Source organism: Tepidimonas sp., assembly GCF_036824975.1.
Taxonomy (GTDB): Bacteria; Pseudomonadota; Gammaproteobacteria; order Burkholderiales; family Burkholderiaceae_C; genus Tepidimonas.
The window spans coordinates 1-11,071 of record NZ_DAISZC010000070.1 but is presented as its reverse complement, the minus strand read 5'-3'; the positions used below and the strand labels follow the sequence as shown (position 1 = coordinate 11,071).

Here is an 11,071-nt window from a genome sequence, read left to right as displayed (position 1 = left end):
GCGGCGGCCGCTGAAGCGGGGACCGCGACGGTTGCCGATTGGCGGGTGGTCGGGGTGATTGCCGATCGTCGTGGCGCCGGGGCAGCGGTGCTGGTGCGCGACGGTACGCCGGCGCGCCCCTACCGCGTTGGCACCACGCTGCCTGATGGGTGGCGTGTGGTGCGCGTCGAGCGCGCCGAGGTCTGGCTGGCACCACCGGGCGGGGGCGAGGCGCAGCGCTTGACGGTGCCAGTGCCGCAGGCCCCGGCTTCTCCAATATCCTGAAGTATCGCTGGGCCTGCGTGCCTGTGGGGTGTTGACCGCAAGATACTGAAGATTCACCCAGCTGGCGGTGACTTCATCTCCGCAGAAACAACCGGTATACCGGATTGTCGGTTTCGTCCACGTAGGGGTAGCCCAGGTTGCGCAGGAAAGTCTCGAAAGCCTTGCCGTCCTTCGGCGGAACTTGCAGGCCGACTAGGATGCGGCCATAGTCTGCGCCCTGGTTGCGGTAGTGGAACAGGCTGATGTTCCAGCTCGGGCGCATGAGGGTGAGAAACTTCAGCAGCGCCCCGGGGCGCTCGGGGAAGATGAAGCGCAGCAGCCGTTCGTCCTGTGCCAAGGGCGAGTGTCCTCCCACCATGTGGCGGATGTGTTCCTGCGCCAGGTCGTCGTGAGTGAGGTCGAGCGTGCGAAAGCCGTGTTTTTCGAATGCGGCGGCGATTTTGGTGCTTTCACCGCGGCCGTGCGTGGTCAGGCCCACGAACACGTGGGCCACCGCCGTGTCGTGGATGCGGTAGTTGAACTCGGTGACATTGCGCGGGCCGCCGGGCAGGGTGCCGATAGCCTGCAAAAAGCGCAGGAAACTGCCGCGCTCCTCGGGGATGGTGACCGCAAATAGCGCTTCGCGTTCCTCGCCCACTTCGGCGCGTTCGGCTACGAAGCGCAGGCGGTCGAAATTCATGTTGGCGCCGCACAGGATGGCGGCATAGGTCTCGCCGCGTGTCTTGCGTTCGGCCACATACTTCTTGATGGCCGCCACGGCCATGGCACCGGCCGGCTCGACGATGCTGCGCGTGTCGACGAAGACGTCCTTGATGGCGGCGCAGACTTCGTCGGTGTCCACCGTGACGTAGGCATCGACGACCTCGCGTGCCAGCCGGAAGGTCTCCTGCCCCACCAGTTTGACCGCTGTGCCGTCGGAGAACAGCCCAACGTCGCTGAGCTGCACGCGCTCGCCAGCCTGCACCGAGCGCAGCATGGCGTCGGAGTCACGCATTTGCACGCCAATGACGCGGATGTCGGGCCGCACCGCCTTAATGTACGCCCCCACGCCCGCGATCAGCCCACCGCCACCGATGGCCACGAACACCGCATCGAGCCGGTTGGAGCCCAGCCCCTGCAGCTGGCGCAGCATCTCCATGGCGATGGTGCCCTGGCCGGCGATGACGTCTGGGTCGTCGAAGGGGTGCACGAAGGTCAGCCCTTCGGCCTGGGCAAGCTGGCTGGCGTATTGAGCGGCGTCGGAGTAGCTGTCGCCGTGCAGCACCACGTCGCCGCCGAGCGCGCGCACGGCGTCGACCTTGACCTGCGGGGTGGTGGTGGGCATGACGATGACCGCTCGCGCCCCCAGCTTGTGAGCACCCAGCGCCACGCCTTGTGCATGATTGCCGGCCGAGGCGCAGATGACCCCGCGCCGCAGCTGCTCGGGGCTGAGGTGCGCGAGCTTGTTGTAGGCACCACGCAGCTTGAAGCTGAACACCGGTTGTTGGTCTTCGCGCTTGAGCAGTACCTTGTTGTGCAGTCGTCGGCTGAGGTTGCGCGCCGGCTCCAGCGCCGTTTCACGCGCCACGTCGTACACGCGCGCGGTGAGGATTTTTTTCAGGTAGTCGGCCGGGGTTAGTGCTGAGGCGGACGGGGAGGATGAGCGGCGGGGCATAGGCGGCGCGAATCGTGCAACCGCACAATCATAGCCGTGCGCGGATGGGTGCCGTCCGGGTGCCGTACCGTGGTCGGGGGGGCAGTCAAACTACAGCGGCGCGGGTGGGCGTCTGTTTTGCGCCGGGGGGTGTGGCGGGGCCGACGGCCAAAAAAATGGCCCAAGCCGTGCGGCTTGGGCCAGAACCACCCATTCAGGGCAGAGGAGACAACCGGAAAACCAAAAGGCGCTTGCCAGGCTGACGACAGCGGTTTGGCGCCTACAATGCGAGTATTATAGCTTACTGATATTGCGCTGCAACATCACCACTGGTCGGCGCCGTGTGCCGACTGTCGTCATGGAGACATCACTGCCATGGAATGCGCCGTCACCTGGACTGGTCCCAGCGGGGCCGGCTCGAATATGGGTTTCATCGCTGCCACCGGCAGCGGTCACCTCGTGGCCATGGATGGCGCCGTGGACCCCGCCAAGCCCGAGGTCAGTGGCGCCAATTTGGCACCGCGCCCCATGGAGTTGGTGCTGGCGGGCACGGGGGGGTGCACGTCGTTCGACATCGTGATGATCCTCAAGCGCGGGCGGCACGACGTGCGCGGCTGCCAGGTCAAGCTGACAGCCCAGCGAGCCGACACCGAGCCCAAGGTGTTTACCCGCATCCACATGCACTTCATCGTGCAGGGCAAGGGGATACCGGCAGCCGCGGTGGAGCGTGCCATCCAGCTCAGTCACGAGAAGTACTGCTCGGCCAGCATCATGCTGGCCAAGACGGCCGAAATCACCACCAGCTACGAGTTGGTGGACGTGGCGTGAGCGCAGCGGCACCCGTCCCGGGTGGCGGATAGTGCCTCAGCCACGGTGTGTGGCGCCGCCCAAACACCGGGCGTCCGAGACGCCGTCCCTGCTGTGGCCGCTGCGAGTCTTGCGGCTGCAGGCGCGCCCTGCCCAAGCGGGGCACAGGTCGGCGGTGGACCCTGAACGAGAGGGTCGCCCCCCGTGCCGGTTCAGATGCGGTGCGCCACGGTCGTCATCACCTTGGCGGCGGCGCGCATGGCCCACTTCACCGGTGTGGGTAGTTCCACACCGCCGGCGGCTTTGGCTTCGCGGGCGTGACGCACCTCATCGTCCTTCATTTGCGCCACGATGGCGCGCGAGGGGTGATCTGGCGGCGGCAGGCGGTCGAGATGGCCGTCCAGGTGCGCTTCGACCTGGCGTTCGGTCTCGACCACAAAGCCCAGGCTGACGCCCCGTCCGGCCAAGCCGGCGGCCACACCGATGGCAAACGCACCGGCGTACCACAGTGGGCACAGCAGCGAGCGGCGGTCGCCCAACTCGTCCAGCCGCTGCTGGCACCAGGCCAGGTGGTCCGTCTCATCTTGCGCAGCAGCCTCCAGATGACGTGCGATGCGTTCGCGCTCGGCGGGCTGTTCGCGACCCACACGCGCCGCAAACGCCTGTCCGGTGTACAGCGCCTGGGCACAGATTTCACCGACGTGGTTGACGCGCATCAACGCGCCCGAGAGCCGGCGCTGCTCGGGCGTCATCTGGGCGGCATCGGCAGCGCGCTCGGTCGACACGGCGGGTGTCGGGCGAGCCGCGCGGTGCGGGGCGAACAGGGTCCGCAGCGCGTTGTCGACCGCAATCAGGGTGGCATCCACAACTGTGCTCATGATATGCATGCTAGCGCAGCGCTCATGGCCCCGCCTTGATGTCGGTCACGATGTACGCGCTGCCGACTTTTTGGGCGCGAAAGCGCACCGCCATGCCCGGCTGTAGGCCCCGCAGCAAGGTCGCGTCACGCACCTGGAACACCATGGTCATCGGGGGCATGTCCAGGCTGACAATCGGCCCGTGGCGCAAGGTGATCTTGTTGGCAGTGACGTCGATGCGGCGTATCTCGCCGTCGGTCCAATCGTCGCCCGCGGTGGGGCCGGGCACCGCTGCGGTACCTTGCGGGCCGTGATCCGCGGTGGCGTTCGTGCTGACGGGGTGTACCGCCGCGCCGGGGTAGCGGGTATAGACGCGTGTGGTGCCGTCGCGCTGCACCAGCAGGACGTCGTAGGGGTCGCGTCGGCCGCCGTATTCGGGACCGTCCATGCCCGGGCTACCGATGGGCATACGCGGCACCGCCAAGCCCAGTGCTTGCGGGCGCTCGCGCAGCAGGCGCAGGATGTCGGTGGCGGGTACATGTCCCTCGATCACGTAACCGTCGACGCGGGCCGTGTGGCACGAGCCCAGCGCCTGTGGCACGCCGAGCCGCTGGCGCACGGCGGCGTTGCCGCTGTCGACGGCCTGCACGAGAAAGCCGTGTGCTTGCAAGTGCCGGATCCAGTCGTTGCAGCAGCCGCATTTAGGGTCTTTCCACACTTCAATCCGCGGGGCGGAGAGCTGCGCCCAACCCAACCCTGCGCTCGCGGCAAGCACAGCCGCCGCGCCCCAACGTAGCGTGTCGCGTCGCTTCATCGTGTCGTCTCCTGTGAGGTGGGCTCGACCCGGATGTGGCCGACCATGCCCGCGTCGAAGTGGCCGGGGATCAGACAGGCGAACTGGAAATTCCCTGGCCGGTTGAAGTGCCAGACGATGTCGCCGCGCTGCCCCGGCGCCACGTGGGCCATGTAGGGCTCGTCGTGCTCCATGCCAGGGTGTTTTTTCATGAGTTCGGCGTGGGCGGCCAGTTCCTCGGGGGTGCCGATGACCAGCTCGTGCATCACCCGGCCGCGGTTGATGGCGCGCAGGCGCACCGTCTCGCCCTGGCGCACGGTGATGCGGTCCGGTCGAAAGCGCATGTCGTCACCCATGCGGATGTCGATGGTGCGGCTGATGCGCGCCGGGTCGCCGGCAATGCCCCACGGTTTTTGTTCGGGGGGCAGCGCGGCGCGGCGGGGTGTGTCGTGGCCGTGCGGGCCGTGGCCAGCGGCCATCAGTGGCCAAGCCGTGGCGCTGACGAGCAGCGCGCGGCGCAGGGCGTCAATGCGAGTGACCATGGTGTCCTCCGTGGGGTTTGCGGGCGTCGAATGGAGCCGGCACGGGTTGGCTGTGCGGCGCCGACGGTGCGCTGCCCGAGGGTGAGGCCCCGGGGCGCGCGGGTGGCATGGTTTCGTCCGCAGCGGCTGGGGCTTGGCCCACGGACAGCGGCCGGGCCTGGGTGCCAGGCGGCTGACGGTACCAGCCAGGGTCACGGTAGTCACCCGGCGCCAGATCGCGTCGCACCTTCAGCGTGGTGAACATGCCGCCCATCTCGATGGGGCCGTAGGGGCCGCTGCCGGTCATCATCGGCAGGGTGTTGTCGGGCAGCGGCATTTCCATCACGCCCATATCGGCCATGCCGCGCTCGCCCATCACCATGTAGTCGGGTACCAAGCGCTGTAGGCGGTGCACCAGACCGCGGTGGTCCAAGCCAATTAGGTTGGGTATGCCATGCCCCATTGGTCCCATGGTGTGGTGGCTTTTGTGGCAGTGCATCGCCCAGTCGCCTTCTTCGTCGGCGATGAACTCGATTTGCCGCATTTGGCCCACCGCGATGTCCACGGTGACTTCGGGCCAGCGCGCTTCGGGTCGCACGGGGCCGCCGTCGGTGCCGGTGACTTCGAACTCGATGCCGTGGATGTGGATGGGGTGGTTGGTCATCGTCAGGTTGCCGATGCGCACCCGCACCCGCTCGCCCAGCCGCGCCACTAGCGGGTCGATGCCCGGGAAGACGCGGCTGTTCCACGCCCAGATATTGAAGTCGAGCATGGTATTGACGTTGGGCGTGCGGGCGCCGGGGGTGACGTCGAAGGCGTTCAGTAAGAAGCAGTAATCGCGAGCGACGTCGGCGATCCATGGGTGTCGCTCTTTGGGATGGGTGACCCAAAAGCCCATCATGCCCATGGCCATCTGCACCATTTCGTCGGCGTGTGGGTGGTACATGAAGGTGCCGGGGCGCCGCGCAACGAATTCGTATACGTAGGTCTGGCCTGGAGGGATTTGCGGCTGGTTGAGGCCGCCCACCCCGTCCATACCGTTGGGCAGACGCTGTCCGTGCCAATGGACGGTGGTGTGCTCGGGCAATCGATTGGTGACGTACAGGCGCACCCGGTCGCCTTCGACCACCTCGATGGTGGGGCCGGGGCTGCTGCCGTTGTAGCCCCACAGGTTGACCGAGAAACCGGGCGCGAATTCGCGCACCACCGGCTCGGCCACCAGATGGAATTCTTTGACGCCGTCTTTCATGCGAAAGGGCAGCGTCCAGCCGTTGAGGGTGACGACCGGTCGGTATGGCCGGCCAGCGCCCGTGACGCCAGGTGGCGTCCAGGCAGCGGCGGTGCTGGCGTCGGTGCGGCTGACCGGATCGGGCAACGCGGCTAAAGCGGGGGAGGTCACACGCACGCCTGCCAGCGCTGCGGCGCCCCCGACCAAGGTCTGCGTCAAGAAATGTCGGCGTTCCATGATCAATGTCCTTTCGCTGCAGTGGGGGTGTCGGTGGCGGCAACTTCAGGGCGGGGTCCGTTCCATGGCAGGCCCCAGGCCACGGCGTCCAAGGCCAGCACTGCCAGCCACGCGTCGCGCTCGGCTGCCAGCACCGTGTGTTGCGCCGCCAGCCGCTGACGCACCGCCTCCAGCAAATCCCAGGGGCTCAGGAGCATGCCGTTGTAGCGCAGCAGCGCTTCTTCCTCCAGTTGCTGCACCTGCGGCAACCACTGTTCGCGCAGCACCTGGGCGTGCTGGTGCAAGGCGTGCGCGGTCTGCAGTCCCTGCCAACGGTCGGCGTCGAGCTGGCGCTGCAGGCTGCGCCACTGCGCATGGGCGTGCAGCGCGGCCTCCCAGGCGTGCGGCCAGGCGGGCTTGCGCCACTCGGCACGAGGGGCCATGGGCGCCGTTTGGCGCGTCGCCCCATCGACGTCGTGCTGCCATGCGCGCTCTAGTGCCTGCCAGGCGTCATCGGTGAGTGCGGCGCGGGTCTGTTCCCACTGGGCGCGCAAGCTCACCCACTGCGGGTGATGGGCGTGTTGGCGCGCCGCCAGTTCCGCATCGTCGGGCAGCGCGGGCGGCGGCGGTAACGTCCCGGGCAGGCGCCGTCCCAATGCGGCAGGATCTTCAGTACCCCCCACGTGCTGCCACAGCCGCGCCAGCGCCTGCCATTCGCTGGCCCGGGCAGCAACCAGCGCTTGCCGTGCTTGCCACGCCGTCTGTTCGTGGCGCAGCCGTTGCTCGGCGCTGAAGTGTCCCACGGCCTGCTGCCGGCGCGCCAGTTCGGCCCCCAATTCGGCCGCCTCCAGCATGTTTTCGGTCAGGCGTCGCTGGGCGCGGGCTGTCACTGCCTCGACCCAGGCGGCGCGCGCCTGTGCCCGCAGCGCCGCCGCACGACGGTCGCGTGCCAATTGTTCGGTGGCGTTGAGGCCGGGCAGCACACGCAGCGCCGGCTGTTGCGCCAGCGCCAGCGCGTCCACCGCCGTCAGTGACAAGGGCTCACCCGCTGGCGCGTCATCGGGGCGCGGCGCAGGCCGATCGAGCCCGTGCGCGCGCTCCCACTGCAGCCAGTCGGCGTGGCCGCGTGGCATGGCGCTGACGCGGTCGTTAGCGGCGCGCCAGCGCTGCAGCGCTTCGGCCATCGAAGCGGGCGGCGTTGGGGTGGCGGGCTCGGGTGACGAGGTCACCGATGCGGGAGCCACATCGGTGGCCGCGGCAGAGGTGTGTGTGTGGGCTTTGGGCTAACGCGGGCAGGGCGTGTAAGCACGCCAACGCCAACCCTGCCCGCCAAGAGGCAATCCAGCGATTCATGTCGGTCCCATTTCCTGAAAAACTGAACGAGTGCACCGCATGCCGAACCAGTCCCACGCGCGGCGGGGTCACGGTCGGCGCGTCGGCGAAATGCGCAGCGCCCCCTTCGCGCTGGGTAGCGCGGATCAGCGCCAACGCGCAGGGGTGTCTTCAGGCGATGGGAGGACGCAAATCCGGGCGGAGCGGCGCACTGGCCACGGGCTCGCGCAGCGGCACCCGCCACCGGTGACTGAGTGGGGGCGGGACCATGATGGACGAAAGTGTCACCAGCGGCGGGTTGTGGCACAGGGCACACAGCGCGCAGGTGCTCGCGCTCCATGCGGTGGTGTCATGCGAGCCGCCGCTGGGGGCGACTGCGGACAGGCGGAGCCCAGGGCCGCCGTGATCGGTAGCACTGGGGTGTGCCAATTCGCCCCGTGGTGCGGTACCGGATGCGAGCACAGCGGTTGCGTGCCAGTCACGGGCTGCGCTGCCCGCGTGCGCCGCGGCATGAGGATGGTGCTCTGCGAAGGTTGTGCCGTGCAACGCCACATGAACAGGCGCCGCCGGGGCAGCTGGGTGCGCCCCTCGTGGCCGAGCACTGGTGCTAGAGATGGACACCGCCTCTGCCATATCTGGGCCGTGGCAGGGCCACGGGGTCATAGCGCCGACTGCCCACAGTCGCCACGGCAACAGGGCCAGCAAGATCCAGAGCAAAACACGGCGCATGGTCTTATATTAGTCGCTGTGCTGCGGTCGTGTCCACAAGAGGATATCGGGAAGCGGGACGAGCGATTACCGACCGCCTCAAGCGAATGATCACTGCCAATGGTCTCAAGGTCTGGCCGGCAGAGGTGGAGGCGCTGATGTACCGGCACCACGCCATTGCCGAGGTGTGCGTGATCGGCGTGCCCGATGCTTGCCGTGGCGAGACGGTGAAGGCGGTCGTCGTGCTGCGCCAGCAGGCGCGCGGCACGGTCAGCGAGGCCGACCTCATCGCGTGGTGCCGCGAGCACATGGCGGCTTACAAGGCACCGCGCATCGTGCAGTTCGTCGATGCCCTGCCCAAGAGCGGCAGCGGCAAGGTGATGTGGCGGCTGCTGCAGGAGGCCGAACGTACCGCGGCTGCAGCCGCTTGACGTGCCAGAATGCGCCCGTTGGCGTGGGGTCGGCGGCAGGAAAGTTCGCAGACCGCATCGCGCCATCGCTGCCAGCAGCCGCGCCAGCCCAAGCAGCGGGCCGACGGGCAAAGGCCTGTGTTGTGAACCCCAGCGCCCATGCGGAAGGAGACCGAAAACATGTTTCGTGCCCTGCTGATCGACAAGACCGATGCCGGCTATGGTTGCACGCTGACGGAACTGCCTGATGAACGCCTGCCTGCGGGCGAGGTGACGGTGCGCGTGTCGCACTCGACATTGAACTATAAGGATGCATTGGCCATCACCGGCCGCACGCCGGTGGTGCGGCAATTTCCCATGGTGCCGGGCATCGATCTGGCCGGCACGGTGGAGGCCAGCGACGACCCGCGCTTTCGGCCTGGGGACGCGGTGCTGCTCAACGGCTGGGGCGTGGGTGAAGTGCATTGGGGTGGGCTGGCGCAGCGAGCTTGCTTGAAAGCGGACTGGCTGCTGCCGCTGCCGGCGGGGTTGACCGCGGCGCAAGCGATGGCCATCGGCACCGCGGGCTACACCGCCATGCTGTGCGTGATGGCGCTGCAGGCGCACTGGGCCGCGCAGGGCTTAGCGCCGGGCAGCGGCGATGTGCTGGTGACGGGGGCGGCGGGCGGCGTGGGCAGCATTGCAGTGGCGCTGCTGGCGCGTGCGGGGCACCGCGTGGTGGCCTCCACAGGCCGCCCGCACGAGGCGGACTACCTGCACGCGCTGGGCGCGGCCGAAGTGATCGACCGCGCGACGCTGGCCGCCCCGGGCAAGCCGTTGCAGAAGGAACGCTGGATGGGCGTGGTGGACGCCGTGGGCAGCCACACACTGGCCAACGCGTGTGCCAGCACGCGCTACGGGGGCGCGGTAGCCGCCTGCGGGCTGGCGCAGGGCATGGATTTTCCGGCCACGGTGGCGCCGTTTATTCTGCGCGGCGTCACGCTCTACGGTATCGACAGTGTCATGGCGCCGATGGCGCGCCGCCGCGAAGCCTGGCAGCGTCTGGCAGCCGAACTGGACCGCACGCTGCTGCACCGCATGACCCGTACCATTGGGTTGGCCGAGGCGATTGCGGCGGCCAACGAGGTGCTGGCCGGGCGCGTGCGCGGACGGCTGGTGGTGGACGTCAACGCGTGACGTCGGGCCGCCGGGGTGCCGGCACGATGTGCCGATAAGCATGCCAGGTGGCGTGGCCCAGCACCGGCCCCACCACCAGCAGACCCAGGAAGGCGGGCAGCATGGCCAGCAGGCACAGCACGGTGATCAGCGCGCCCCACAGCAACATCACCCCAGGGTTTTGCAGGCAGGCCCGAAAGCTGGTCAGTGCGGCAGAGACCGCGTCGGTCTGGCGGTCCAGAATCATCGGGATGGAGATCACACTGCTGACAAAGATCAGCCCGGCAAAAATGGCGCCCACTGCGACATAAGTGATCAAAAACTCCAGGTTGTCCAGGCTCAGCAGCGCCGCGAGCATGTTTTCGGTGCTGGGCATAGTGTCCATCGTCACCGCGAACACCACCAGCGAGGCCCGGCCCCACAGCATCTCCAGAATGAGGAGCACGCCGGCGAAGATGGCCATGGTGGACAGTGTCGGGCGCCACGCCCACAGCGACGCGCGTAACGAGGGACGACGACCTTCTTCCAATGCGCGGCTGGCGTCGTACAGTCCCAGGGCCAAAAACGGCCCCATCAGCAGAAAACCAGCGCTGAGCGCCAGCACATACGCCGGTGCGTGCTGAAAGGTCTGCCACAGGGCCTGCCCCATCAGTGCGAAGCAGGCGCCGTAGAACAGCCCAAGGCGCGAGCAGGCACGGAAGTCGCGCCAGCCCAGCGCCAGCCAGCGCAGGGGGTCGGACGGCCGCAGCTCGGTCAGCGCCAGGTCAAACACCGATTCGTGGCGGGCCGCTGCGCCCGACTCGACAGCAGAGGCGTCTGGCGGTTCGGGCGAGGCCGGCGGATGCAGCGTAGCCATCGGATGCCCTCCTTGGCGAGCAGGGTGGTTTGACAAAAATCAAGAACAGGGTAGCGCAAGCGCAACGTGGCCTCAACTTGGCGTTTTCCCGAATAGTGGGGCGGCGGTCCCAGGACGGGCCCACCCCGCGCGCGGTCGCAGCGTGCGCGGACACGATGCGGGATGCGTGGGACGTGGGCGGGCGCGAGCGGCAGCCATCACCGCGGCGGCAGCCGAAGCGCGGGTGGCGCCGCCCGATGCGGCGCGGGACGGCCGACGCCCGGCTACACTCTCGAGCATCATGACGGTGAC

The 11,071-nt window shown here is 68.1% G+C and carries 9 protein-coding genes and 2 pseudogenes; 4 read left to right on the top strand and 7 right to left on the bottom strand.

All coding sequences use genetic code 11. From position 1 onward, the window contains the following. A pseudogene (locus tag V7Z54_RS08325) lies at positions 1–264 on the top strand (hypothetical protein); the annotation flags it as partial. 73 nt (positions 265–337) lie between these two features. On the opposite strand, the gene ilvA reads toward V7Z54_RS08325, so the two are convergent. After that, on the bottom strand, positions 338–1,918 hold the full coding sequence (gene ilvA, locus V7Z54_RS08320) for a threonine ammonia-lyase, biosynthetic (protein ID WP_334135776.1): 1,581 nt from the start codon (positions 1,916–1,918) through the stop codon (positions 338–340). A gap of 354 nt (positions 1,919–2,272) precedes the next feature. Here ilvA and V7Z54_RS08315 point away from each other — a divergent pair, with 354 nt between their 5' ends. After that, a complete protein-coding gene (locus V7Z54_RS08315) occupies positions 2,273–2,725 on the top strand; it encodes an OsmC family protein (RefSeq protein ID WP_334135774.1) in 453 nt (150 codons plus the stop codon). Between the two features lie 191 nt (positions 2,726–2,916). On the opposite strand, the gene coq7 is transcribed toward V7Z54_RS08315, so the two are convergent. From coq7 to V7Z54_RS08285, 5 genes are read right to left on the bottom strand one after another with little or no spacing between them, the layout of a single operon-like run. Further along, complete coding sequence (gene coq7 / locus V7Z54_RS08310; RefSeq protein ID WP_334135772.1) at positions 2,917–3,582, bottom strand: 2-polyprenyl-3-methyl-6-methoxy-1,4-benzoquinone monooxygenase; 666 nt, start codon at positions 3,580–3,582, stop codon at positions 2,917–2,919. A gap of 22 nt (positions 3,583–3,604) precedes the next feature. Further along, positions 3,605–4,375, bottom strand: a complete 771-nt coding sequence (locus V7Z54_RS09975; protein WP_443082460.1) for a DUF411 domain-containing protein — start codon at positions 4,373–4,375, stop codon at positions 3,605–3,607. Further along, positions 4,372–4,896 carry a cupredoxin domain-containing protein gene (locus tag V7Z54_RS08295; RefSeq protein WP_443082459.1) on the bottom strand — a complete coding sequence of 175 codons (525 nt, stop codon included), beginning with the start codon at positions 4,894–4,896 and terminating at the stop codon, positions 4,372–4,374. The genes V7Z54_RS09975 and V7Z54_RS08295 overlap by 4 nt, the downstream gene beginning before the upstream one ends. Further along, positions 4,880–6,340 carry a multicopper oxidase family protein gene (locus V7Z54_RS08290; protein ID WP_334135770.1) on the bottom strand — a complete coding sequence of 487 codons (1,461 nt, stop codon included), beginning with the start codon at positions 6,338–6,340 and terminating at the stop codon, positions 4,880–4,882. Before V7Z54_RS08290 ends, V7Z54_RS08295 begins: the two co-directional genes overlap by 17 nt. A 2-nt stretch (positions 6,341–6,342) precedes the next feature. Then, a complete protein-coding gene (locus tag V7Z54_RS08285; RefSeq protein ID WP_334135769.1) occupies positions 6,343–7,548 on the bottom strand; it encodes a TolC family protein in 1,206 nt (401 codons plus the stop codon). An 897-nt stretch (positions 7,549–8,445) separates the two neighbouring features. On the opposite strand from V7Z54_RS08285, the pseudogene V7Z54_RS08280 reads away from it, so the two are divergent. Both V7Z54_RS08280 and acuI read left to right on the top strand, forming a co-directional pair. Next, positions 8,446–8,790: pseudogene (locus tag V7Z54_RS08280) on the top strand (AMP-binding enzyme); the annotation flags it as partial. A gap of 159 nt (positions 8,791–8,949) precedes the next feature. Next, positions 8,950–9,945 carry an acrylyl-CoA reductase (NADPH) gene (gene acuI / locus V7Z54_RS08275; RefSeq protein WP_334135768.1) on the top strand — a complete coding sequence of 332 codons (996 nt, stop codon included), beginning with the start codon at positions 8,950–8,952 and terminating at the stop codon, positions 9,943–9,945. Here acuI and V7Z54_RS08270 read toward each other — a convergent pair. Continuing rightward, positions 9,935–10,780 carry a DUF2189 domain-containing protein gene (locus V7Z54_RS08270; protein WP_334135767.1) on the bottom strand — a complete coding sequence of 282 codons (846 nt, stop codon included), beginning with the start codon at positions 10,778–10,780 and terminating at the stop codon, positions 9,935–9,937. The genes acuI and V7Z54_RS08270 overlap by 11 nt on opposite strands. Positions 10,781–11,071: the final 291 nt, after the last annotated feature.

Bases quoted from the DNA above. Each gene is read 5' to 3' on its own strand.
- ilvA (WP_334135776.1), bottom strand. From the start codon at position 1,918: ATGCCCCGCCGCTCATCCTCCCCGTCCGCCTCAGCACTAACCCCGGCC.
- V7Z54_RS08315 (WP_334135774.1), top strand. From the start codon at position 2,273: ATGGAATGCGCCGTCACCTGGACTGGTCCCAGCGGGGCCGGCTCGAAT.
- coq7 (WP_334135772.1), bottom strand. From the start codon at position 3,582: ATGAGCACAGTTGTGGATGCCACCCTGATTGCGGTCGACAACGCGCTG.
- V7Z54_RS09975 (WP_443082460.1), bottom strand. From the start codon at position 4,375: ATGAAGCGACGCGACACGCTACGTTGGGGCGCGGCGGCTGTGCTTGCC.
- V7Z54_RS08295 (WP_443082459.1), bottom strand. From the start codon at position 4,896: ATGGTCACTCGCATTGACGCCCTGCGCCGCGCGCTGCTCGTCAGCGCC.
- V7Z54_RS08290 (WP_334135770.1), bottom strand. From the start codon at position 6,340: ATGGAACGCCGACATTTCTTGACGCAGACCTTGGTCGGGGGCGCCGCA.
- acuI (WP_334135768.1), top strand. From the start codon at position 8,950: ATGTTTCGTGCCCTGCTGATCGACAAGACCGATGCCGGCTATGGTTGC.
- V7Z54_RS08270 (WP_334135767.1), bottom strand. From the start codon at position 10,780: ATGGCTACGCTGCATCCGCCGGCCTCGCCCGAACCGCCAGACGCCTCT.